Raw genomic sequence first — 24288 nt, 5'->3', positions numbered from 1 at the left:
AGCGCCGGTCCGCTGCCCGGAATTCACGATCTTAGGACCTTCTCCACGAGATCCGACCGTCGCGGGAGGGTGAATCCCGCCCGACCTGCGGCGACCGTCCGGTGCGCCCGACTACGGTGGACGGCAGGGCCCGTCGCCGACGGTGCCGACCGGCCGCGGAGGGCGAGAGATGACGCTGCGCGAGTACGTGACCGCGGTGCTGCGCCACTGGGTCGTGGTCGCCGTGTGCGCCGTCCTGGGGGCGGTCGCCGGGTTCGGCTACGCGCGCTCGGAACCGAAGGTGTACCAGTCGTCGGCGTCGGTGATGGTCGTCCCCGAGCAGGGCGAGAACGCCGCCGAGCTCGTGCAGGGCTCGAACTACGTGCAGAACCTCGTGGCGTCGTACGCGGTGCTCGCGCAGTCGCCGTACGTGCTGGAGCCCGTGATCGAGGACCTGGGCCTCGACACCACGCCCGCCCGCCTGGCCCGCAGCGTCAGCGTGAACACGCCGCTCAACACGGTGGTCATCGAGATCGCGGTGAGCGACACCTCGCCGGACCGCGCGCGCGAGATCGCCGACGGCATCAGCGACCAGCTCGCGCTGGCCGTCCCCGAGCTGTCGCCGCAGCTCGCCGACAGCTCGTCGGCCGTGCGGATCACGACGATCGCCCCCGCGCGCCAGCCCGTGAACCCCATCGCGCCCAACACGCGCCTGCTCACGATGGTCGGCCTCGCCGCGGGCCTCGCCGTCGGCGTGACGTACGCCGTCCTGCGCGAGCTGCTCGCGCGCCGCGTCGTCAGCTCGTCGTCGATCCAGTCGATGCTCGGCGTGCCGTTCCTCGGCGAGGTCGTCAAGGTGCCGTCGCGCACGTCGCTGCCCGCCGTCGTCGCCGCGGGGCCGGGCAGCCGCCCGTCCGAGAGCGTGCGCACGCTCGTCGCCAACGTGCGCTTCGCCGACGTCGACCACGGCCGCCGTGTGCTCATGGTCTCCTCCGGCGACGCGGGCGAGGGGAAGAGCTCGATCGCGATCAGCCTCGCGCTCTCGCTCGCCGAGGACGGGAGCAGCGTGCTCCTCGTCGACGCCGACCTGCGCCGGCCCTCGATCGCGCGCGTCACCGGGCTGGAGGGGTCGGTCGGCCTGACGAACCTGCTCGTCGGCGACGTGGCCCAGGAGGACATCGTGCTCCCCTGGACGCGCCCCAACCTCTTCGTGCTGCCGAGCGGGGTCCTGCCCGCGAACCCCGGCGTGCTGCTGTCCTCCGAGCGGCTCGTCGCCGTGATCGGCGACCTGCGGACGCACTACGACTACGTCGTGATCGACACCGCGCCCATCCTCCCGCTGAGCGACCCGCTGTGGCTCTCGCGCGCCGTGGACGGCGTGCTCGTCGTCGCGCGGGCCCGCAAGACCCGCATCTCGCGGCTGCGCCAGACGGTCGACAAGTTCGAGCGGGGCGAGGCGGACGTCATCGGCATCGTGCTCAACGACGTCAAGCCGCGCGGGCGCAGCGCCTACTACGTCGACGACCCCCGGGTCGGCATCCCCGGCGCGTTCTCTCGCGAGACCGGATCCGCGGACGTCCGCCCCGTCGCGACGGCCGACGACGCGGCGGCGCCGCGCGCCGTCGAGGACGCGGACCGCCGCACGACGCCGTGACGACCGGATGACGACGCGATGACGGCGCGCGCCGGGGCCGAGCCCGGCACCGGGCCCCGGACGACCGTCCCGGCGCCGCAGCCCCTCCCGGGGGCGTCCGACGTCGCGACGCGGATCGCGGCCGGCGCAGCCGCCCTCGCGTGCGGCGCCTGGGTCCCGACCGTCGCGGGGATCACCCCGGCGATCGTCGTCGGGCTCGTGCTGCTCCCCGTGTGGCTCCCCGTCGTGCGCCGGTCCCGGCCCGGCCGGTGGTTCGTAGGGCTCGGCGTCCTCGCCCTGCTCAGCGGCGTCCTGCTCACCGAGCTCTCCGCCCCGGACCGCGTGCTGTCGTCGCTGGCGCTGCGTGGCGGCCTCATCACGCTCTCGGCGCTCGTCCTCGGCGCCGGGGTGCTCCTGTGGTGCCGCGCCGTCCTCGAGACCTCGACCGTCGCCGTCCTCTTCGGGGTCGGCGCGCTCGCCGCGGCCGTGCTCCGGACGGGGGGCGCCGACAACCCCTGGAAGTACACGTTCGGCATGCCCGTGACCGTGCTCGTGCTCGCGCTGTGCCTCAGCACGCGGTCGCGCGGGCTCCAGGTCGTCGCCGCCCTCGCGCTCGCCGGGGTCTCCGCGGTCAACGACTCCCGGTCGGCGGCGACGACGATGCTCATGGTCGCCCTCCTCGTCGCCTGGCAGGCGATGCGCACCGGCCTGCGCGTGCGGTCCGGCGGGGTGCGCGTCGCGACGCAGCTCGGCGTGCTCGCGCTCGTCGTCTTCCTCGGGATGCAGACCCTCGTGCTCGACGGCTACCTCGGCGCGGACGCGCAGCAGCGCACGGAGATGCAGATCCAGACGTCGGGCTCCGTCTTCACGGGCGGGCGGCCCGAGATGGGGGCCGCGACCGCGCTCGTCGCGGCCCGACCCTGGGGGTACGGAGCAGGCGCTGTGCCCAACCTCGAGGACCTGCTCACCGCCAAGACCGGGATGGCGCGGCTCAACTACGACCCGAACAACGGCTACGTGGAGAAGTACCTCTTCGGGTCGGGCTTCGAGGTGCACTCCGTGCTCGGCGACCAGTGGATCCGGTTCGGGCTCGTCGGCATGCTGTTCGCCGTCGCGTGCGTCGTCGTCGTCTGGCGCGGCACGCTGGCCGACCTCGGCCGCAACGCGGCGTCGGCACTCCTGCTCTACCTCGCGCTCTCGTGCGCGTGGGACCTGCTCTTCAGCCCGTTCTACTCGGTGTCCGCCACCGTCCTCATGCTCGGCGTGGCGATCGCGACGCCGTACACGCTGCCCGACCGCGGCAGCGCCACCCCGCTCGGTAGTCCCTGAGCCCCCCGGGAAGCCCCCGGGAAGCCCCCGGGAAGCCCCCGGGACGCGCCGGTGCCCCCGGGTCGAGGACCCGGGGGCACCGGCGGACGTGAGGGGCGGCGGGCCTACGGCTCGCGCACCACCTTGACGTCGTCGAACGACACACGCGTCGTCGGGTTGGTGGACGCCGAGCTCACGGCCACCTTGATGCTCACCGTGCCGGGCGACTGGAGCGCCGCCGTCGTGTCGGTCGCCTCGAGGTGCCACGCCTGCGCCGGGCCGGCCGCCGTGGGCCACACCTTGGCGGAGAGCGTCGTCGGGGACGTCCCGACCGCCGAGATCGACACCGTGTACCGCGTGCCGGGTGCGTACGTCGCGGGGAGCAGCTGGTTCCCGAGGAGCGTCTCGTCCCGGAGCAGGTACAGCCGCATGAGCCCGTTGGGCTCGAGGCGGACACGCGCGGAGTACGTGCTCGTCCCGACCTGCCGGCCGACGAGCGTGACCGACGTCGTCCCGCCCACCGACGCGACGTCCGACCAGAACGTCGTCTCGGTGCGGGCCCGCGACTCCGAGACCCCCGCCAGGCGCGCCTCGCGCGTCCAGGAGGGCGACATCGTCAGCGTGCCGGCCGAGTCCGCGACCGAGAAGGCCGCGGCCCCGCCGAGCGCGGACCACGCCGCGCCCGACGTCGTCGTGCCCCAGCCGGAGGTCACCGCACGGTCGAACGTGTCGCGCACGACGACGTTCTCCGCCGGCGCGGTCGCCACGACGTCGTGCGACACGGAGGACGTGCCCCCGCGGTCGTCCGTCACCGTGAGCGTCACCGCGTACGTCCCGGCCTGCGCGTAGGTGTGCGAGGCCGTGGCGCCCTCCGCGGTCGCGCCGTCCCCGAAGCTCCACGCGTACGACGCGATCGTGCCGTCCGGGTCGCTCGACGACGAGCCGTCCACCGCGACGGTGAGGTCCGTCGCGGACGCCGTGAACGCCGCCTGCGGCGTCACGTTCGGCGCGAGCACCTGCACCGACGTCGTCGCCGTGGCCGTCGCCCCGCGGTCGTCGGTCACGTCGAGCGTGATCGTGTACGTCCCCGGCGCGTCGTAGGTGTGGGTCGCCGTCGCCCCGGTGCCGGTCGCGCCGTCACCGAAGTCCCACGCGTACCCGGTCAGGGTGCCGTCCGGGTCGCTCGAGCCCGAGCCGTCGACCGACACCGTGAGCCCGTCGGCCTGCGCCGTCACGACCGCCTGCGGCGGGACGTTCGGCGTGGTGCCGGAGCCCAGCTGGAAGTGCTGCTTCACCTGGGCCGGCGTGAGCGCGACCGGGTAGACGGCCGCCTCGTCGAGGTAGCCCTTCCAGTAGGTGTCGCCCTCCCAGCCGTTGTCGCCGCCGAGCCGCCAGTAGCCGGTGTTGTTCTCGGGCACGGCCTTGTCGTTCGACCCGACGAGCTCGCCGTCGAGGTAGAGCCGCATGCCCGCGCTCGACTGCGTCGCCACGACGTGGTGCCAGGCGTTGTCCCGGTACGACCCCGTGGTGCTGAGCACCTGCTGCGCGCCGTCGTACGTGCCGAACTTCACCTTGCCGTCGGCCGACATGTAGACGTGGCGGTCGTAGTTGGAGCTGGTGCCCGTGCGGCTGCTGCCGAACCCGATGAGCTTGCCACCGGTCGTGGTGTCGGTCTTGAACCACGTCTCGACCGAGTAGACGGTCGGGTTGGCGTAGCTGCGCTGGCTCGCGACGAGCCCGCCGTTCCAGGTGCCGAAGACGTTCTTCGTCGGCTGGAAGCGCACCGCCGTGTCCGTGACGCCCGTGAGCGCGCCGGTCTGCGACTTCGTCACGGGCCCGGAGTACGAGCCGTCGGACGCGTCGGGCCCGGAGTCCTTCGCGACCGAGCCCGAGGACTCCCCGAGCCGCCAGTACAGCGTCGGCTCGAGCGAGTAGACCGCCTGGCCGTACGCGTCCTGCGGCGCGGTGGCTCCGGCCGCGGGACGGCCGCTCGCCGTCCAGTGGTCGGAGACCTCGCCACGGGTGAGCGCACGGTCGTACACGGCGACGTCGGAGATGGTGCCGTTGAAGAAGTTCGAGCTCCCGCTGCTCGGCCAGCCTGACTGGCTGTCACCACCGACGCGCCAGTAGCCCGAGTAGGACTGGGCCGACGTCGTGTCGCTGCGCTGGCCCGCCTTGATGCCGTCGACCCAGAAGGTCATGCCGGAGCCGTCGAGCGTGCCCACCACGTGGTGCCACGCGCCGTCGTTGTACGAGCCGGCCGTCGTGATCTCGCGGACGGTCCCCGGGTAGACACCGAACGTGAGGCGTCCGGAGTTGTTCATGTAGATGTGCCGGTCGTAGCTCGACGACGTGCCGGTCTTGGAGCTGCCGAAGCCGACGATCTTGCCGCCCGACGTCGAGGTCGTGCGGAACCAGGCCTCGACGGAGAACCGCTGCGGTCCGGTGGTCGCGGTCGGGGTGCTCCCGGAGACACCGTTGGCGCCCGAGAATCGCGTCGCCTTCGCGGTCGGCGGCACGTCCTTGCCGTCGACGCCCCGCGTCGTGCCGTTCGTGAGCGCGAGGTCGGACAGCGACGCCCAGTCGGTCGCGCTGCTCCCGCTCGCCTCGCCCATCGGCCAGTAGCTCACCGGCGAGTCGCCGAGCACCGAGTCGTTGTAGGCCGTGCTCGACCCCTGCGCCGCGATCGTGACCGGCGTCCAGTTGGAGACCGTGGAGTTGCCGTCGCCGTCGATCACCTTGACGCGGTACTCGACCGTGCTGCCCGGCGCGAGGCCGGAGTCGGTGTAGCCCATGGTCGGGCGCACCCAGTACGTGGACGACGCCTTCTGCGTGGAGATCGGGGCGGTCGTGCCGCGGCGGTACAGCTCGTAGGTCAGCTCGGCGTTGTCCTGGTCGATGTTCGCCGGCCAGGAGATACGGGCGCTCCCGCTGACGAGGGACCGCGTCGAGATGGTGTACTGCCCGCCCTGGATCGTCGGGCCGATCTTCGTCGGGGCGACGTCGCGCCGCGCGAACCGGACCAGGCCCTGCTGCCGGGCCCCGGCGACGCGCGTGAACTCGCCGCCGTACACGACGTACTTGTCGTTGGCCGTGATGTCCCAGCCCGCCTGCGAGATCCCGGACGCGCTGCCTGTGCTCCACGTCGGGTACCAGTGCAGCAGCTTGCCCGCCGTCTGGCCCGTGAAGCTGCGGTAGCCCCAGACGTCCGGCGTGATCTTGCGGTCCGACGGCTCCTTGGCGAAGGCCAGCGAGTGGTTCACCGTCCAAGGGTCCGTCTGCGGGAACTCGCCGATGTTGCCGCAGTAGTGCGCGTGCGTCGCGACGTAGACGGAGTCGCCGGCCGGGTACACCGAGTACGTGTCGCCGTGGCAGTCCTCCATCCAGACGAGCGACCCGTCGGACCAGCTCGCGCGGAACGAGCCCTCGAAGTCGTCCTCCGTCTTGCTGCCGCCGTAGTCGTAGCCCGACCCATAGACGCTGTCGCCGTCGGACGCGAGCGAGTAGATCGCGGCGTTGTCGCCGCCGTTGCGGATCACGGAGTTGACGGCCCACGGGAGCACGGTGCCCGTCGTCGCGTCGAGGGCCGCCATGCCGCGGCCGGGGTTCGTCGACCCGTTGGTGCTCGTGAAGGAGCCCGCGACGACCACCTTGGCGCCGTCGGGCGAGATCTCGATCGCGCGGCCGCCGTACCCGCCGGCGAGCTCCGGCGCGAAGCCGAGCAGCGCGCCCGTGGACGCGTCCAGCGCGGCGATGCGGGCGCGCGCGGTGTTGTTGACGTTGGAGAACTCGCCGGTGATGTAGACCGTGGAGTTCGTCGCCTTGATGTCGTAGACCGTGGAGTTGGTGCCCGGGTTCCAGCTCGAGACGAGCGCGCCGGTCGCGGTGTCGAACGCCGCGAGGCGGTACCGCGTCTGGCCGGCGATCTCGGTGAACGCGCCCGCGACGTAGAGCCGCTTGCCGTCCGGCGACGACGAGATCGCGAGGACGCGACCGTTCGTGCCCGGGTTCCAGGACGCGTCGAGCACGCCGGTCTCGACGTCGTACCGCAGGATGTTCGCGCGCGGGGTCTCCCCCGTCCCGGCCGCCGCACCCGCGGGGCGTGCCGAGGTGAACTGGCCGCCGGCGTACGCGCGGCCGCCGACGATGGTCTGCGCCCAGACGATTCCGTCGATCTGGGTCGTGGGCAGGGGGTCGGCCGTGACCGGGACGGTCGCGTCGGCCGGGGTGGCGGCCGCGGCGACCGGCGCGTCGGGCGCGACGGCTGCGGGGGCCGCGGCGGGCGCCGCGCTCTCGACCGCGCCGGCCGCCGGGGCGACGAGGCCCGTCGCGACGAGGGCGGCGACGGTCAGCCCGGCGACGCGGCCGACGACGCGTCGCCGTCCCGGCGGCGCGCCCCGAAGAGAGCCCTGGACGACCGTCCGACTCACATCATTGTTTTTCATGGGTCACTCTCTTCGTCGCGGACCCGCGGAAATGCCGGTCCATCAGCCGGACGTTGTGACTGTAGCGCCGGCGAACCGGCCGCAGAACGGCGCGAGCGGGCGAAATTTACCGCCCCCTCCCGCGCGGGTCAGGACAGATCGCCGCGAAATACCACGGTCGACGTGCCCGGCGCGTACTCCACCGCGACGGTGACGTCGTCGCGGTCGGCGTCGGGGATGGAGAACAGGACGACGCCCGTCCCGCTCTCGCCCGGGGCGAGCTCGCCCTCGAAGGGCCGGCCGCCGGGCTGCACGAGGCGCCCGGCCGGCGCGCGGTCCTCGCCCGTGTAGGCGTTGACCACGGCGTAGGAGAGGTCGAGCGGGGCGTCGGTCCCGTTCGTGACCTCGACGGTGAGGCGGACGGCCGGACCCGAGGTCTCGCCCGCGGCCACGGCCTCGCCCTCGACGTGCTCGACCTGCGCGAGCCGCACGGTGACGCCGTCGGGCGCCTGGACCGTCTGGTCGGGCGCGGCCGGCTCGAGCTCGGGGGCCACGGGCACGACGGCGGGGTCCGCCCCGTCGGTCTCGCCCGTCCCGGCGGCCGCGTCGCCGTCCGCCGCGGCGGCGCCGTCCCCGTCGCCCGCGTCGTCCGCGGTCGCGTCCGCCGAGGCGTCGCCGCTCTCTTCCGGGGAGGCGACCGGCGCGGGCGTGACCGTCCCGCCCGGGGACTCGTCGCCGTCGGACCGCCACGGCTGCAGCACGACGAGGGTGACGGCGACCGCGAGCGCGACCGCCGCCCCGATCACCGCGACGGCACGGCGGGAGGGCCGCCGCGTCGGGGTGGCGCCCTCGGGGGCGCCGTCGTTCTCCGCGTTCATCGTCCGCCTCCGGTCGTGCTCCGTGCCGGCTCTCGCCGGTCCGCCGTCGCGGCGCCCTGCCGGGCCGCCCGCCGGCCGTCGCGCAGCCCGCGCCAGGCCGCCCGCAGCGGGACGACCGGCCGCAGGAACTGGCGCCGGCCGCCGCGCCGCAGGACCGCGCGGGCGTTGCCCGGCGCGCTGCGCCGCCAGCGCCGCACGGACACCTCGTCGAGGTGCTGCGCGGCGAACAGCATCCGGTTGCGGATGTTGTAGTAGTAGTACGTCTCCGACTTGGCCTCCGGCCGCTGCCGGCCGTCGCGGTGGGTCCCGCCCTCGTCGTGGACCGCGACGGCGTCCTCGACGACGGCGACCCGGCCGCCCGCGCGCTGCAGGCGGTAGGACAGGTCGACGTCCTCCCAGTAGAGGAAGTAGGCGTCGTCGAACCCGCCCGTGCGCTCCCAGACCTCCCGGGTGACGAGCAGGCACGCGCCGCTGAGCCACTCCACGCGCGCGGCGCCCGGGTGCTCGTCGCGGCGCGACGGCGCGCGGAACGTGCCGTCGTCGAGGTAGACGTCGAGGCCCCCGAACCAGCGGCGTCCGGCGGGCGTGAGGACGACCGGGGACACGAGGAGCAGGCGGTCGTCCTGGACGGCCGCCCGCAGGGTCCGGACGTCGGCCGCGGCGATCGTCGCGTCGGGGTTGAGGAGGAGCACCTCGGCGGCGCCCGCGTCGAACGCCGCGCGCATCCCCAGGTTGGCGCCGCCGCCGAAGCCCAGGTTCTCCGCCGGGGCGAGCAGGTCCCAGCCGCGCTCGTCCGCCAGGCGGGAGACCCGCTCGCGCTCCGGCGTCGTCGACCGGTTGTCGACGACGAGCACGCGCGCCTCCCCGACCGCGCCGCGCGCGCCGAGGTTGCGCTCGAGGAGCGCGGCGGAGCCGTAGCTCACGACCACGATCGCGAGGTCGCCGGAGGCGTGCGAGACGTCGTCCACGGTCGTCACCTCCAGGTCCTGGCACGTCGGCCGTCGCGGCGATCCTAAGCCCGTCGTCGGGCCGTGACGCCGGAATTCACCCGGGCGAGATACAACCTCACCCGCTGTTCACCCGCGCCCGCCTGGATACGATTCTCGGCACGGTCGGGGGCGGGCAGACAATCCGTCGCCGCCGCTTCCCGGAAGCTCCCCCCGTCTCTTTCGCGAGGTGCCCATGTCCGAGTTCGGCGCGGCGATGACGCGACTGCACGACGCGCAGAAGTCCTCGAGCGGCGCGGCCGCGTACTCGCGCTTCGTCAACCGCCCGCTCGGCCGCCCGCTCGCCGCGGGCGCGTACGTGCTCGGCCTGACGCCGGACGCGGTGACGCTCGTCAGCGCGGCCACCACGCTCGCCGGGATCGCGACGATCGCGCTCGCCGAGCCGACGCTCGCGTCGTCGCTCGCGGCCGTCGTGCTCCTCGTCCTCGGGTACGCCCTCGACTCGGCGGACGGCCAGCTCGCGCGGCTCTCGCGGTCGGGCAGCGCGGCGGGCGAGTGGCTCGACCACTTCTTCGACGCCCTCAAGACGGTGGCCCTGCACCTCGCGGTGCTCGTCTGCTGGTTCCGGTACTACGACGTCGACGCCGGCTGGCTCGTCGTCCCGCTGGCGTTCTGCGTCGTGAGCAGCACGTTCTTCTTCGGGATCGTCGCGGTCGACCTGGTGCGCCGCGCCAAGGGCTCGCCGGGCGGGGCCGCGCACGGGACGGGGGGCCGGCTCCGCGAGCACCCGCTCTACACGCTCGCGGTGCTCCCGACCGACTACGGCTTCCTGTGCCTCTCGTTCGCGCTGCTGTGGCTCCCCTCCGCGTTCCTCGTCGTGTACACCGCGCTCGCCGTCGTGAACGCGCTCGTCCTGCCCCTCGCGGCCGTGCGGTGGTACCGGTCGCTCCAGGCCCTGGAACGCGGCGCGGCGACGACGGCGGGAGTCCGCTCGTGAGGCCGGTGCGGGTGATGCAGTCGTTCCGCGCGCCGCGGCCGACGACGAACCCGTACATCACCCAGCTCGACGCGGCCCTCGCGGCGGAGCCGTCCGTGGAGCACCTGCGCTTCGACTGGCGCACGGCGATCGTGGGCCGCTACGACGTCTTCCACTGGCACTGGCCCGAGGGCAAGCTCGAGGGCACCACGTGGTGGAAGGCCGCCGCGAAGCACGCGCTCGTCGCCGCGATCCTCGTGCGGCACCGCCTGAGCCGCGTGGTCGTCGTGCGGACGGTCCACAACGTCGAGCTGCCCGACGTCCCGCGCGTCTCGCGCTGGCTCCTGGTCCGCGTCGACCGCTCGACGGACCACCGCATCGTCCTCAACGAGACGACCGAGCTGCCCCCGGAGCAGCCGCGCACCACGATCCTCCACGGCCACTACCGCGACTGGTTCGCCCGGTACGCCCGGGACGAGCGGGTCCCGGGACGGGCGGGCTACTTCGGCGGGGTGCGGCGCTACAAGAGCGTGGGCGACCTCGTGCGCGCCTACCGCGAGGCGCGCGCCCTGCGCGACGACCTGAGCCTGGAGATCGGTGGGCGCCCGTCGTCGACCGAGCTCGAGACCTCGCTGCGCGCGGAGACCGCGGACCTGCCCGGCGTCGAGCTGACCCTGCGCTTCCTCCAGGACGACGAGCTCGTCGCCCTCGCCTCGCGCTCCCAGCTCGTGGTGCTGGCCTACCGGTTCATGCACAACTCCGGGAGCGTGCTCGCCGCCCTGTCGCTCGACCGCCCGGTCCTCGTGCCGCGCAACGCGGTGAACGAGGCTCTCGCGAAGGAGGTGGGCGACGAGTGGGTGCTCATGTTCGACGACCGGCTCACGGGCGAGCGCCTCGTCGGGGCGCTCGCCGAGGCGGCCGCGATCCCGGAGGGCGCGCGTCCGGACCTGTCGCGCCGCGAGTGGACGGACGCGGGGGCGGCGCACGCCCGCGCCTACCGCACCGCGCTCGCAGGCCGCCGGTCGCGCCGCCGCGCCGGGCGGGAGGGGGCCGCGTGATCGCCGAGGCGGCGTTCCGCGCCAAGGCGGCCGTCGTGGGCCGGGACAGCACGGCCCAGCTCGACGCGTTCGTGCGGCACGACGCCCTCCCGGCACCGGCGCTGGAGCAGCTCTCGCGCGAGCGCGCCCTGCGGCACGCCCGGTTCGCGTCCGAGCACAGCCCGTTCTACCGGGACCTCTACCGCGACGCCGGGATCACCGCGGCCGACCTCCGGGACGACGCGGTGCTCGACGCGCTCCCGCTGGTCGACAAGCCCGCCCTGCGCGAGCACTTCGACACGATCCGCACCGACGAGGCGACGGACCGCACGTCGGCGACGTCGCGCACGGGCGGCAGCACGGGCCTCCCCCTGCACGTGCTGCGCGACCTGCGCTTCCCGGCGCGCGCGCTCGAGTGGCGGCTGTTCCGGTGGTGGGGCGTCGAGCCGTGGGAGGACCGCGGGATCATCACCCGGCACATGCTGGAGGGCCTCGCGCGCGTCCGCCACGACCTGCAGTGGCTCCCGAGCCGCCGCGTGCAGCTCGACGCGTTCCGCATCACCGACGAGACGGTCACCGAGTTCGCGCGCCGCTGGAACCGGCTGCGGCCGCCCTTCCTGCTGGGCTACGGCGGGGGCGTGCTGGAGCTGGTCCGGCGCACGGGACGGCTCGGCATCGAGCTCGCGCCGCCGCGCGCGGTCGCGGTCACCGCCGCGCCGCTCGCCCCGGGCGTCCGCGCGGAGATCGCGACGGCGCTCCGGGCGCCCGTCTACGACCACTACCGCAGCGCCGAGGTGCCGTGGATCGCCGGCGAGTGCGCCGAGCAGTCGGGGATGCACGTGTTCTGGGACGTGCGCCGCGTCGAGGTCCTCGACGACGACGACCGTCCGGTCCCCGACGGGCAGGAGGGCAACGTCGTCGTCACCGACCTGACGAACCGCGTGTTCCCCGTGGTGCGGTACCGCCTCGGCGACGTGAGCAGCATCCACCGCGAGACGTGCGCGTGCGGGCGGTCCCTGCCCCGGCTCGGCGCGGTCTCGGGGCGGGCCTCCGACGCCGTCCGCCTCCCGGACGGGACGACCATCGCCGGGGCGCTCGGCCACATCTTCGACCACGCACCGCTCTCGGTGCGGCAGTTCGAGATCGTGCAGGGCCGCGACTACGCCGTGACGCTGCGCTGCATCCCGGCGAGCGACGAGCGCGCCGACATCGAGCGGGCCCTCGCGACGCTGCGCCGCGCGACGCGCGGGCTCGTGCCGGTGACGCTCGAGCTCGTCGACCACATCCCGCAGGTGGGCGGGAAGATGAGGTTCATCCGCAGTGACGCCCCCTCGTGAGCTCCGGCTGGTCGTCGCGGTCCCGACGTTCCGGCGCCCCGCCACGCTCGCCGGGCTGCTCGCGCGGCTGCCCGAGCGGGTGGCCGAGGTGGAGGGCGCCCGGGTGGAGGTGCTCGTCCTGGACAACGACCCCGCCGGGTCGGCGCGGCAGGTCGTGCGGGACGCCCCGCTGCCCGTGCGCTACGTCGTCGAGCCGCGCCCGGGCATCGCCGCCGTGCGCGACCGCGCGCTCGACGAGACGGCCGACGCCGACCTGCTCGCGTTCCTCGACGACGACGAGCGCCCGCGCGAGCGGTGGCTCGCGGCCCTCGTCGACACGTGGCGCGACACGGGCCGGCCGGCGGCCGTCATGGGTCGGGTGATCTCCGTGTTCGCGCACGAGCCCGACCCGTGGCTCCTCGCGACGGGCGTGTTCCGCCGTCGTCCGCGCCCGACCGGGATCGAGATCCCGGTCGCGGCGAGCGGCAACCTCCTGCTGGACCTGCGGCAGGTGCGGTCGCTCGGGACCCGGTTCGACGTCACGCTGGGCCTCGCCGGGGGCGAGGACACGCTCTTCTCGCGCGCGCTCGTCGCCGCGGGCGGCCGGATCGTGTGGTGCAACGAGTCCGAGGCGGAGGACCTCGTCCCGGCCGAGCGCATGACCCGGGCGTGGGCCATGCGGCGCGCGTTCAACGGCGGCAACGGCGCCGTGCAGGTCGAGCTCCGCCTCGCCCGGGGGCCCGCGCGCCGGGCGCTCGTGCGGGCGCGCGCCCTCGTCGGGGGCGCGGGCCGCGCCGTCGCGGGCGCGGCCCGGCACGTCTGGGGCCGCTGGACGGGAGACCTGGAGAGCGACGCGCGCGGCCTGCGCACGAGCCACCGGGGCCGGGGCATGGTCGCCGGCGCGTTCGGGCACCTGCACCGGCAGTACGCCCGCGACGACGCGACGCCTCAGGGGGCGAGGCCCGCCTCCTCGGCGACCGGCTCGAACGACGAGACCGCGGCGGGGATCTCCGCCTGAGCGACGAGCGCCCGCGTGAGCAGCACGTACCGCGCGACGTAGTCCTCCTGCCGCAGGCCCCGCGCCCGGACGTCCGCGGCGCTCGTCGCCTCCCCCGGGCCGAGCGCGTGCCGCACCGCCTCGGCGAGCGCGGCGGCGTCGTGCGGGGCGACGAGCCGGGCCCGCGTCCCCGCGACGTAGTCGCGCACCCCGCCCGCGTCCGTCACGACGAGCGCGCGGCCCGCCGCCATCGCCTCGACGCACGCCGTCGCGCCGGACGCGTGCCGGTTCTCGCGCAGCGGCACGACGACGACCCGGCAGCCCGCGTAGAGCCGCGCGAGCTCGGCGCGGCCCGTCGCCGGCGCGACGTCGACCCGGCCCGGGACCGCGACCCGGGCCGCGGCCGCCGACCGCGACGCGACGCGCGCGGTCGCCCCGGGCAGCAGGTCGAGCGCGGCGCGCAGCACGGCCCAGTCCCGGTCCCGGTCGTTGCCCACGGCCAGCACCTCGGGCGCGGTCCCGAGGCCGTCGGTCCCGGCGGCACCCCCCTCCCGCGTGGCGGGCGCCGTCCCGAACGGGACGAGGACGACCCGCCGACCGGGCACCCGGTCGAGCGCCACGCGCCGGTTGACGTCGCTGTGCACCGCCTCGACCGCGTGCCCGCGCAGCACGGCCGCGAAGAGACGGCGGCGGGCGCGACCGAGGTCGTCCCACCGGTCCCAGAGCCACACGGACTGCGCGAGGACAGCGGGCCTGCGGCGTCGGGGCAGCGTCGCGCGCACGAGGCCGACCGCGAGGTGCTCGCGCTCGGTGTGCGTCCACACGACGTCGGCGCTCCCCAGGAGCGCGCGGTTGCGCCACGCGTGCACGACGTCGGTCCCGAGCCGCGCCGCGAGCGCGCGCCGCACGCGCGCCACGGACGGCCGCTCGCGGTGGGACACGCTCCACGCGAGGTCGACCGCGCCCGCGGCGAGGTCGTAGCCGTAGGGCGTGCGGTCCAGGGTCTCGCCCGCCGCGTACCGCGCCCGCCACGCCACCGGGTCCTGCTCGTGCGCGAGGTGCACGACGACGCGGGGCCGCGTCACGGGACGAGCCCGCGCAGCCGCTCCACCACGCGGTCCCACTCGTACCGGGCGAGCAGCCGCTCGCGCAGGGCGGCGTCCGGGGTCGTCCCCCAGGCGGCGTCCAGCGCGGCCGCGACGTCGCGCGACGGCGCGTCGAGCGGGACGAAGCGCGCGAGGCCGTCGGCGAGCTCGCGGAAGACGGGGGTGTCGGCGAGCACGAGCGGCGAGCCGAAGTGCGTCGCCTCGAGCACGGGCAGCCCGAAGCCCTCGTCGCGCGACAGGAACGCCGTGACGGCGGCGCGCGAGTAGAGCCACGCGAGCTCGGCGTCGTCGATCGCGCCGAGCAGCCGCACCGCACCGCTCGCGAGGAGCGCGTCCGTGCCGGGCGGGAGGTCCGGCGCGACGCCGGAGTGCTCGGCTCCCCCGACGACCAGGAGGGGCGACCCGGGCCCCAGCCGCGCGGACAGCGGGACGGCGCGCAGCACGGCCTCGAGGTTCTTGCGGACGTTGAGGCGCCCCACGCACAGCGCGAACGGGAGCCCCGGGTCGATCCCCGCGGGCGGGCGCGGGACGGCGTCGGTCAGGGTGCGCGGCACGCCCAGCCCCACGGGCGTGACCGGGCGGCCGGAGCGGCCCTCGATGCGGTCCGCCTCCGTGCGCGACGACGTCGCGACCGCGTCCGCCGCACGCAGGAGCGGGATCATCGGCGCGAAGTACGCGCGCTCCGTCCGCGAGAACCACTCGGGGTGGTCGCGGAACATCACGTCGTGGACGAACGTCACCGTCGGGACGCGCCCGACCGGCGTGTAGTTGTGGGCGACGACGACGTCGGCGTGGACCGTCCGCGCGAGCCGGCCGAGCTCGACCGCGTTCGACACCGCGTGCGGGTACAGGCGCGTCCCGATCGTCCGCGCGCCGGGGGGCAGGTCCGACGGCACGGCGACCTCCCCGCCGCGGACGGCGAGCACGAGCTCGTCCTGCGGGAACCGCTCGTGCCAGTGGTGGATGAGCGCGCGCTGGACCGCCCGGTTCGAGAACGGCCCCCGCTCCCACCAGTAGGCGTCGAACAGGACCCGGCGGGGCGGGTCACCGAGGGCCGGGTCACCGAGGGACGGGTCGTCGGCGGCTGCGGCGGGGCGAGGCGCGTCCTGCCGGTCCCCGGCCGCGGTGCGACGGCGCGCGGTCCGCCAGGGCCCGGGCGTCCGCCGGGCCGCGAGGTCGTGTGCGAGCCGCTCGTACCCGTCGGCGACGTCGTCCCACGAGTAGTCCTCGGCGCGCTTGCGGTTCGCGCGTCCGCGCTCGAGCGTCCCGAGCTCGTCGCGCTCGGCGTCCTCGAGGATCCCGGCGAGGTCGTGCGGGCCGCGGAAGTAGAGGCCGGGGTCGCGCACGACCTCGCGGTTGAAGTCCACGTCGAACGCGACGACAGGCGCGCCGGCGCCGATCGCGCGCAGGAGCGACGGGTTGGTCCCCCCGACGGAGTGGCCGTGGACGTAGGTGAACGCGGACGCGTAGAGGTCGTCGAGCAGCTCCTGGTCCCACACCGCGCCGAGCAGCCGGACCCGCGCGTCCCCCTGCGCGAGCCGGTCGATCCGGTCGGTGTACTCCGCGGAGTACGGCGCGGAGCCGACGACCACGAGGGGCTTCGTCGCGGCGGACCGCGCGTAGCCCTCGACGATCTCCTGCACGTGGTTCTCGGGCTCGAACCGCGCGACCACGAGGTGGTAGCCCTCGGGCTCCAGCCCGAGCTCGGCGACGCGCGCGCCGCGGTCGTCGTCGAGCAGCGGGGCGCCGTACGCGATGAGCGACGACGGGACGCCGTACTCGCGCGCGTAGTAGTCCTGGATGCCCCGGGCGTCGGCGATGATCGCGTCGGAGCACCGGACGGCCGTCGTCTCGGCCGCGCGGTAGTAGCGGCGGCCCGTGGGACCCCACTTCGCGCGCCGCCACTCGAGCCCGTCGACGTGGGTCGCGACGGGGATGCGCGCCGCGCGCAGCAGCGGCAGGAAGGGGGCGTTGGCCGCGTTGAAGACGAAGGCCGCGTCGGTGCGGTGCGCGACGAGGTGGGCGACCGACACGGCCGTGTGGCTCAGCGTCTCGAGCGAGCGGCTGCGCAGCGCGCCCGCGGTGACGACCTCCATGCCGAGGTGCTCGCGGACGACGTCCTCGGTGTTCCCCGTACGCGTGTAGACGCGCACGCGGTGCCCGCGCGCCGCGAGGCGCGAGCCGACCTCCTCGACCGCCGTCTCGAAGCCGCCGTACCGTGCCGGGACGCCGCGCGTGCCCACCATCGCGATGCTCAGCGTCGCCGCCACCGTCACTCCCGCCCTGCCGCCCTGTGCCTTCCTGCGAGGCTAGTGGTGCGCGGGGCCCGTGGGGCCGGATTCCCGGCGCCTCACCCGGGTGATTTCCCCGGCGGGGACGGGGTGGAGAGGCCTCGGCGGGCGGGACGGGTCAGGCGCGGGCGTGGTACTTGCCCTGCGCCGCGAGCAGCCCCTCGGTGAGCACCATCTCGACCGCGTCGGCCGCGTCGTCGAGGAGGAAGGGCAGCTCCTTAGCCTCCGTGCCCTTGAAGTCCTTGAGCACGTAGTCGGCGGTGTCCATGCGGCCGGGCGGGCGCCCGACGCCGCCCCGGACGCGCACGTAGTCCTTCGTGCCGAGCGCCTTGGTGATGTCGCGCAGCCCGTTGTGGCCGCCCTCGCCGCCGCCGATCTTCAGCTTGACGGCGCCGAAGGGGATGTCCACCTCGTCGTGGACCACGACCACGTGCTCGGGGTCGATCCCGTAGTACTTCGCGAGCCCCGCCACGGGCCCGCCCGAGACGTTCATGTACGTCGTGGGCTTCGCGAGCACGACGCGCGGCCCGGGGCGCCCGCCGGGCAGCATGCCGAGGCGCGCCTCCGCGACGGCGGCCTGCGCGCGCGGGTGCCGCGCGAACCGGGCGCCGGCCCGGCCCGCGAGGACGTCCAGGACCATGTGGCCGAGGTTGTGGCGGTTGCCGGCGTAGCCGGGGCCCGGGTTCCCGAGCCCGACGACGAGCCACGGCTGGTCGCTCATGTGCACCGTTCCTTCGCTGACGTCCTGCACGGTCCCGGCTCCCGACGCGCACGAGGCGTCCGGCACCAGGGTGCCGGACGCCTCGACGAGAGCATGGCGCGGACGACGTCCGCGCGGGGGGTCACTCGCCCGCGGTCGCCTCGGCGGCGGCCTCGGAGCCGGCGGCCTGCTCGGCAGCCTCGGCCTCGGCGGCCTCGATGTCCGCCGAGTTGTCCTGCGGCACGGAGATCGTCACGACGACGAGCTCGGGGTCCGTCGTGAGCGTCGCGCCGGAGGGGAGCTTCACCTCGCCCGCCGTGACGGTCGTGCCGGCCTCGAGGCCCTCGATGGAGACCTCGACGGACTCGGGCAGGTGCGTCGCCTCGGCCTCGATGGCGAGGGTCTGCAGGTCGACGAGGTGGATGGTGCCGGGGGCGGACTCGCCGGTGACGGCGACCGGGACCTCGACGGCGACCTTCTCGCCCTTCTTCACGATGAGCAGGTCGACGTGCTCGATGACGTTGCGGACCGGGTCGCGCTGGACGTCCTTGGCGATGGCGAGCTGGCCCTTGCCCTCGAGCTCGATGGAGAAGAGCGCGTTCGAGTGCTTGAGCGCCAGCATCGTCTGGTGGCCCGGCAGGGTGACGTGCACCGGAGCGCTGCCGTGGCCGTAGAGGACGGCGGGGATCTTGTCGGCGCGGCGGATGCGGCGCGCGGCGCCCTTGCCGAACTCGGTGCGGGCCTCGGCGGCGAGCTTGATCTCGGACACGTGGATCACTCCTGGAAGATGCGTTGCGGGCCGGCCGCCAGTGGGGGACGGTCGGCTGTCCGGACGGTGAGAGGGCCTCCCGGACGGGCGGTTGCGTCGGCGCGGGACGTGTGACGGGCGCGCAGGAGGACGACCGCCCAGTCGATAACGGAGATCCAACAGGTCTGGCTGACACGTGCGGTCCCGCGCCGCCGGTGTGCTCACCGGTCCAGCGCTGCCGGCCGTCAGACGTCCCTCGCCGAGGCAACCTGATAACTGTACCCGGGCGCGGCGCGAGTCGGAAACCCGCTCCCCGCCGCCGGACCCGGAGCCGCGGCCGCGAGGCCTGCGGCCGTCGTCGGGAAGGGCGTCAGGGCGTCGCGTCGGCGCGGGCCGTCTCGGGACGGGGCGCGGGCCGGCCGGCGAGGCGGCGCGCGAGGCTCCGGGGCAGCTCGTACAGCCAGTAGACCGGGGTCCGGGAGACGACGGCGTGCACGCCGACCGAGACCAGGGTCGCGACGAGCGCCAGCACGGGCGGCGCGAGCGCGGCCACCGGGGCGGGCACGGCGTCGAGCGCGTCGCCGCCGACGAGCAGGATCGCGTGGATGACGAGCATGTGCGTGAGGTAGACGGGCAGCGTCCGCGTCCCGAGCGCGCGCAGCGGCCGCAGGCCGCTCGTCGCGACGCCGAGCACGATGCCCGCGGCCACCCCGAGCACGCACACGACCCACAGCAGGACGCCCGACGCCACGTGCGCCGCGAGCACGCAGCCCGCGACCCAGAGCGCGACGACCCCCGCGCCGGTCCACAGCGTCAGGCGCTCGGCCAGCCCCAGGACGCGGTCGCGCAGGAGGAGGCCGCCCAGGAAGAAGACGAAGTACTTCGGCGCGCTGTCCCAGGCGTTGTTCGGCAGCTCGAGCGCGAACGCGAACGCCGCGAGCGACACGGCCGCCGCGCCGACGAGCTGTACGCGCGGGGACAGCCCCGAGAGCAGCTTCGCGACGACGAAGAACACCGCGAGCGCCCAGAGGAACCACCGGATCCCCGACGGCCACACCCACGCCGAGAGCGCGGCCGTGCCGACCTGCAGGGCGGGTCCGCCGTCGTCGGCCAGGCCGGGCGGGAGCTCGAGCCCGACGAGCGCCTCGTGCACCGGGTCGGGGTCGCCCGCGACGACGGCCCCGAGGAGGTAGCCGAGCGCCCGGACGAACGGCCACAGGAGCAGGAGCCAGGCGAAGAGCGCGACCTTCGAGGCGAGCAGCGCGCGCCAGGGCCCGCGGACCCACTTCCCGGCGAACAGGCCCGCGACGGCGAAGAAGAGCGGCATGCGCATCGTGCCGAGCGCCGCGTTCACGCGGTCCCACCCGGCCAGGACCGTGCCCCAGGCGCCGGAGAGGTCGAGGTCGCCGAGCGCGCGCGTCGCGTGCAGCACGACGACGAGCAGGATGGCGAGGCCGCGCGCGGCGTCGGGCCAGCGCAGGCGTACTCGCTCGGCGGTCTGCTGCCGGGGCACGTCGTCACCTCCGGACGCTGCGGGCGGGTCCGCGCGGGCGCTGCCACGACCGGACCGGGAGACCCCCGGCCGTCGGGACCGACGCGGACCGTGCGAACCTACCCTCGCGACGGCGACGGCCACGAGGGCCTCGCCGTCATTTCACCCGGGCGAGATCGTGCGCTCAGCCCGTCGCGGTGGTCGTCGCGACGGTCGTGGCCACGGTCGCGCCGACGAGGATCACCGCGGTCACCTCCTCGACGTACGCGCGCACGGCCTCGCTCGCCCAGCTCTCGCGCGCGATCTCGCGCGCCCGGGCGTCGACGTCGCGACGCCCCGCGGCGGTGCGTCCGGGCCCGCCGTCGGCGTCCGTGCCGCCGGCCGCGAGCACCCGGCCGGCCTGGCCCGTCGCGGCGAGCAGCGCGACGATCGCCGCCGCGCGCGCGTCCGGCACCTGCCCCTCGACGAGGACACGTCGCAGGTCGGCCCGCACCGCGTCCTCGTGGCGGGAGTCCGCCGCGGGGAAGCGCGTCGTCGGGAAGATGCCGAGCACGCGGCCCTCCTCGCGCCGCAGGACACCGCGCTCCGCGAGCGCCGCGACCGCGCGGGCGGCGGGCCGGAGCCTGGCGATCGGCGCGACGAGCGCCTTCGGCGTGGAGCCCTCGCGCGCCCGCACGACGTCGAGCGCCTCGTCGAGCAGCGCGTTGCCGGTCGGGGACGCGTCCCGCACGACGATGCGGCCCACCCGGCCGCCGTCGCCGTCGCCCGCGAGGTCGGCCCGCCCGAGCAGGGCGAGCTCGACGAGCAGCGCGCCCGCGGCGACCTGCTCGCGGTACGAGGCGTCGACGACGGCCTTCCCGGTCACGTCGTCGAGCGTGAGCAGCAGGTAGTCCTCGAGGATGAGCATGCGTCCACGCTAGGACCGGGCGACGGGGCCGGGCACCTGCCGTTTGTCACCGGTGCCCGGTGCAGGTCTCACGCCGTCGGCGACGCCGGGCCCCGGTCCGCCGGGTCGGCGAGCTCCCACCGGACGGTGACGGTCGCGCGGACCTCCTGGCGGCCCGGCTCCACGACGAGCGCGTCGCTCGTCGCCTTCGCCGCGAGGACGCGCGCCACCGGGGCGGGCGCGCCGTCGTCCTCCCGGATCTCGACGACCGGGCCGAGCGAGCGGCCCGCGAGGCGAGCGTACTGCTCGGCGCGGGCGCGGGCGTCGGCGAACGCGGCCTCGCGCGCCGCGGCCGCGAGCGGGCCGGGGTCCCCCACGGCGAGGCTGGTCGAGTCGAGCCGGCCCACCGGGCCGGCGGCGTCGAGCGCGGCGCGCACGACCTCGCCGCTCGCCCCCACGTCGCGCAGCGTCGCGCGCAGCGTGAGGCGGGCGGTCGTGCGGGGGCCGTCCTCGCGCTGCTCGGTCCACGTGGACGTCTGCGACGTGCGCAGGTCGGACGGCGCGACGCCGTGCGCGACGAGCGCGTCCCGCGCCGCGGCGAGCCCGGCGTTGGCGCGGTCGAGCGCGTCCTGGACGCCGGGCGCGCTCGCCTCGGCGCCGAGCTCGACGACGGCGACGTCCGGCGTGACCGTCACCGCTCCCTGACCGGTGGTCGTCACCCCAGAGCCGTTCATGGCCGTCATGCTCGCACGGACCGCCCGGCGTCGCTCCCGTTTCACCCGGGTGAGGGCGGCACGGACGGCCCGCGGCCTGCCACTCTCGTGTCAGAGGGGCACGACGTCGTGCCCGTCCCGCACCCGGGAGGTCCGCGTGAGACGTCTCCTCGCGCTCGCGGCGCTGCTCGTCGCGCTCGCCCCCTCCCCGGGGGTGGCCGCCGCGGACGCCGCGGGCACCGACCCGGCCGCCACGACGCCGCGCGCGTGCGCCGACGCGCTCGCGCTGCTCGACGACTCCCGCCCCCGGGACGCGGTCGCGCTGGTCGACGCCTACCGCGCGACGGCCTCGTCCCTCGCGGACCCGGCGGCGCGGGCCACGGCGTGCGCCGACGTGCGGGACGCGGCGGTCGCCGCGCGGGACACCGCCGCGACGCTCGCCGCCGAGGCGGAGGCCCTCGAGCCCGGCGGGGTGCGGCCGACGTCCGGGGAGGCCGAGTCCTGGGCCGCCGCGCAGGCCCGCGCGGAGCAGGCGCTCGCGCTCGACGCGCAGGACGCGCGGGCCGCCGCCGTGGTCCGCGCGGCGCAGGAGGAGGAGACGACGGTCCCGGACCGCGCGGCGTCCGCCTGGGACGGGTTCGTCGAGGCGGTCTCCCCCCTGGGTCCGCTCCTGCTCGCGCTCCTCGTCGGCGTCCTCGTGCTCGCCGTCGTCGCGCGGCTCGTCGTCCCCGTCACGCTGCGCTGGCCCGTCCTGTCCGCGGGAGAGCGCGTGCGCGCGGGCGCCGCCGGGTGGGGCGCCCTCGTCGCCGGCGCGGCGCTCCTCGTGTGGGGTCCCGCCGCGGGCGCGAGCACATGGACGGGCTCCGGCGTCGCGGGCGTGACCCTCGCGGTCGTGGTCCTCGTGCTCGGGTTCGTCGCCGGTGTCGTGGCGGTGGCGCTCGCCCTCGGGCGGCTCGTCGCGCCGGGTGCCGGCCCCGACCGCACCCGCTGGTGGGCGTGGGCGACCGCCGTGGCCGGCGTCGCCGCGGTCGCGGCCGTCGTGCTCTCGGCCCGCGCCCTCGGGGGCCCGGGCACCGTCGCGGCAGGGCCCGTCGCGGCGGGGTCCCTCGTGGCGGGGGCCGTCCTGGCGGCGCTCGGCGTGCTCCTCGTCGCCACGGTCCTCGCGACCCGGCTGCGGCTGACGATCGAGGTGACGTCGGGCCGCTCGGGCGACCGGACGACGTCGCACGAGGGGACGGGCGGGGCGCGCCTCGTCGCGCTCCTGGGCGAGCTGGGCGCCGAGCCGCCGCGCGGCCTGGAGGTGCCCCGCGGCACGGACATCAGCGCCCTCAGCGGGTCCGCGCTGTCCGAGCTGCCCCAGGGCGCGTTCGTCAAGGCGGTCGTCAGCCTGGCCCAGGGCGTCGTCGGTTCGGTCCCCTGGCGGGTCACGGTCGAGGAGCGGGACGCCGACCACCTGGCCGTCGTCGTCACCAGGAACGGACGGGCCGCGGGCTCCGCCGCGCTCGACCGGGCGGGGCTCCTGCGGTTCGACCCCGACGACCCGACGTCGGCCGCCGCCGCGGCGCAGGTCGACCTCTACCGCGCCGCGGCGGCCGTCGTGCTGCTGACGCTGGCACGCCACCACGCGGGCTTCGAGGGGCTGTGCGGGGCGACGTCGTGGCGCAGCCTCGCCCTCCAGTACGTCGCCCAGAGCGACCTCACCGACGCGCCGGACCGGGAGCGGGAGCTCCTCGCGCGCGCCGTCGACGTCGACCCGCGCAACGACCTGGCCCAGGTCGCCCTCGCGCACGCCGAGGGCCGGCACCACACCCTGCGCGAGGACCTCGACGCGTACGGCCGCTGGCTCGACCGGTTCGTCACGCGGAGCGAGGGCCGCAGCGGGTACCGCTCGCTGCGGCTGCGGGCCCAGTACTCGCGCGCCGCGACGACGGTCAACGCGTGCTTCGCCCCGGGCCGCGACGGGGACGACCCGGCAGGCAGGCTCGACGCGACCGCCGTCGACGCGGTCCGCGCGCTGCTGGAGGCGCTCGCGGTGGAGCGTGCCGCGGGGCGGGAGGACGCGCTCGTCGTCCGGCTCCAGGACGCCGTCGAGAGCCTCTACCTCCAGGCGGAGGTCGCGGCCCGGGCGCTGGAGCCCGTGGCACCGCAACGGGTGCCGACGGCACCGGGGACGGAGCCGGGCGAGCGGGCCGAGCCGAGCGAGACGGCCGAGACGCCCCGGGAGCGCCTGCGGCGCGCCTACCGGGCCGCCCTGGCCCGCGACCCCGAGGGCACGGACGCGCCGTCCCCCACGACCCCGACCGGCGAGTACAACCTGGCGTGCACGTACGCCGTCCGCACGAAGCCGCTCGATGCCGCGGACGCGCTCCGCACGACCGACCACCTGCGGCGCGCGGTCGTGCTCGCCGACCTGCGCACGTGGCTCCACGACGACCCGATGCTGGCCGCGTACCGCGAGCGGCCGGAGTACGCCGCGGAGTTCGGCCAGGACCCTCTCGACCTGCTCTCCGTCGCGCCGTTCGCCCGGTACGCGCCGGCCCTGCGCGCGTGGGGCCTGACGACGGAGCAGCGGATCGTGGCGGTCCCCCCGCCCGACCTCGCGGCGCTCCTCGGGACGACGCCCGAGGAGGCCGCGAGGGTGCGCGCCGCCGCGCACCTCGCGGCGGACCTCCCGGCGCTCCCGGGCCGCTGCGACGTGCTCGACGTGCTGCTCGCGCACGACGTGGGCGCCCTGCCCCAGGAGGGGCTTCCCGACGACGTCGCCCGCGCCGTGCGGTCGCGCGTCGTGCGCCTGCGGCTCACCCCGTCGGAGCGCGACCGGCTGCGCACCGCGCTGGCCGGGTGGCTGGGCTGAGCC

General features: G+C 75.8%; 16 protein-coding genes and 2 pseudogenes. 7 read left to right on the top strand and 11 right to left on the bottom strand.

All coding sequences use genetic code 11. The annotated features are described in order from the left end of the window. The first annotated feature begins 169 nt into the window (after positions 1 to 169). Positions 170 to 1633 (top strand): tyrosine-protein kinase domain-containing protein, encoded by a 1464-nt coding sequence (locus E1O70_RS15980; RefSeq protein ID WP_061268684.1) that lies wholly within the window; start codon positions 170 to 172, stop codon positions 1631 to 1633. 18 nt (positions 1634 to 1651) lie between these two features. Then, positions 1652 to 2941 (top strand): hypothetical protein, encoded by a 1290-nt coding sequence (locus E1O70_RS15975; protein WP_061268685.1) that lies wholly within the window; start codon positions 1652 to 1654, stop codon positions 2939 to 2941. Between the two features lie 104 nt (positions 2942 to 3045). Here the strand turns inward: E1O70_RS15975 and E1O70_RS15970 are convergent, their stop codons facing one another. From E1O70_RS15970 to E1O70_RS15960, 3 genes are all read right to left on the bottom strand, one after another. After that, positions 3046 to 7365 carry a LamG-like jellyroll fold domain-containing protein gene (locus E1O70_RS15970; RefSeq protein ID WP_082774682.1) on the bottom strand — a complete coding sequence of 1440 codons (4320 nt, stop codon included), beginning with the start codon at positions 7363 to 7365 and terminating at the stop codon, positions 3046 to 3048. A gap of 128 nt (positions 7366 to 7493) precedes the next feature. Next, positions 7494 to 8222, bottom strand: coding sequence for a hypothetical protein (locus tag E1O70_RS15965; protein ID WP_061268687.1), 729 nt, complete (start codon positions 8220 to 8222; stop codon positions 7494 to 7496). Next, positions 8219 to 9199: a glycosyltransferase gene (locus E1O70_RS15960; RefSeq protein ID WP_240696733.1), complete on the bottom strand. Its 981-nt coding sequence runs from the start codon at positions 9197 to 9199 to the stop codon at positions 8219 to 8221. The genes E1O70_RS15965 and E1O70_RS15960 overlap by 4 nt, the downstream gene beginning before the upstream one ends. 205 nt (positions 9200 to 9404) lie before the next feature. On the opposite strand from E1O70_RS15960, the gene E1O70_RS15955 reads away from it, so the two are divergent. Genes E1O70_RS15955 through E1O70_RS15940 form a run of 4 tightly spaced genes read left to right on the top strand, consistent with a single transcriptional unit; the run spans position 9405 to position 13516 of the window. Further along, positions 9405 to 10166, top strand: coding sequence for a CDP-alcohol phosphatidyltransferase family protein (locus E1O70_RS15955; protein ID WP_061268688.1), 762 nt, complete (start codon positions 9405 to 9407; stop codon positions 10164 to 10166). 14 nt (positions 10167 to 10180) lie between these two features. Continuing rightward, positions 10181 to 11203, top strand: coding sequence for a glycosyltransferase family protein (locus E1O70_RS15950; RefSeq protein ID WP_061268689.1), 1023 nt, complete (start codon positions 10181 to 10183; stop codon positions 11201 to 11203). Beyond that, entirely contained in the window at positions 11200 to 12519 is a 1320-nt protein-coding gene (locus E1O70_RS15945; protein ID WP_128957438.1) for a phenylacetate--CoA ligase family protein, read from the top strand. Before E1O70_RS15950 ends, E1O70_RS15945 begins: the two co-directional genes overlap by 4 nt. After that, the gene (locus E1O70_RS15940) at positions 12503 to 13516 is read left to right on the top strand and encodes a glycosyltransferase family 2 protein (RefSeq protein ID WP_082774683.1); all 1014 of its coding nucleotides are present in this window, start codon (positions 12503 to 12505) and stop codon (positions 13514 to 13516) included. Before E1O70_RS15945 ends, E1O70_RS15940 begins: the two co-directional genes overlap by 17 nt. On the opposite strand, the gene E1O70_RS15935 is transcribed toward E1O70_RS15940, so the two are convergent. The 8 genes and pseudogenes from E1O70_RS15935 to E1O70_RS15905 form a co-directional block, all read right to left on the bottom strand. Then, positions 13447 to 14580 (bottom strand): glycosyltransferase, encoded by a 1134-nt coding sequence (locus E1O70_RS15935; protein ID WP_061268691.1) that lies wholly within the window; start codon positions 14578 to 14580, stop codon positions 13447 to 13449. The two genes, E1O70_RS15940 and E1O70_RS15935, sit on opposite strands and share 70 nt — an antisense overlap. Further along, positions 14577 to 15473, bottom strand: a pseudogene (locus E1O70_RS20720) (glycosyltransferase); the annotation flags it as partial. The pseudogene E1O70_RS20720 and the gene E1O70_RS15935, both read right to left, overlap by 4 nt. Before the next feature lie 252 nt (positions 15474 to 15725). Further along, positions 15726 to 16847, bottom strand: a pseudogene (locus tag E1O70_RS20715) (DUF1972 domain-containing protein); the annotation flags it as partial. Between the two features lie 163 nt (positions 16848 to 17010). After that, positions 17011 to 17613 (bottom strand): aminoacyl-tRNA hydrolase, encoded by a 603-nt coding sequence (gene pth, locus E1O70_RS15925; RefSeq protein ID WP_061268692.1) that lies wholly within the window; start codon positions 17611 to 17613, stop codon positions 17011 to 17013. 121 nt (positions 17614 to 17734) lie between these two features. After that, a complete protein-coding gene (locus E1O70_RS15920; RefSeq protein WP_061268693.1) occupies positions 17735 to 18361 on the bottom strand; it encodes a 50S ribosomal protein L25/general stress protein Ctc in 627 nt (208 codons plus the stop codon). A gap of 349 nt (positions 18362 to 18710) precedes the next feature. Further along, the gene (locus E1O70_RS15915) at positions 18711 to 19853 is read right to left on the bottom strand and encodes an acyltransferase family protein (protein ID WP_061268694.1); all 1143 of its coding nucleotides are present in this window, start codon (positions 19851 to 19853) and stop codon (positions 18711 to 18713) included. A 163-nt stretch (positions 19854 to 20016) separates the two neighbouring features. Beyond that, positions 20017 to 20739, bottom strand: coding sequence for a GOLPH3/VPS74 family protein (locus E1O70_RS15910; RefSeq protein ID WP_061268695.1), 723 nt, complete (start codon positions 20737 to 20739; stop codon positions 20017 to 20019). 68 nt (positions 20740 to 20807) lie between these two features. After that, on the bottom strand, positions 20808 to 21452 hold the full coding sequence (locus E1O70_RS15905) for an SIMPL domain-containing protein (protein ID WP_167496898.1): 645 nt from the start codon (positions 21450 to 21452) through the stop codon (positions 20808 to 20810). 136 nt (positions 21453 to 21588) lie between these two features. On the opposite strand from E1O70_RS15905, the gene E1O70_RS15900 reads away from it, so the two are divergent. Further along, positions 21589 to 24285 carry a hypothetical protein gene (locus E1O70_RS15900; protein WP_061268697.1) on the top strand — a complete coding sequence of 899 codons (2697 nt, stop codon included), beginning with the start codon at positions 21589 to 21591 and terminating at the stop codon, positions 24283 to 24285. The last annotated feature ends 3 nt before the right edge of the window (positions 24286 to 24288 follow it).

The organism is Cellulosimicrobium funkei (assembly GCF_004519295.1).
Classification (GTDB): domain Bacteria; phylum Actinomycetota; class Actinomycetes; order Actinomycetales; family Cellulomonadaceae; genus Cellulosimicrobium; species Cellulosimicrobium funkei.
This window is presented reverse-complemented; position numbering and strand designations above follow the sequence as displayed.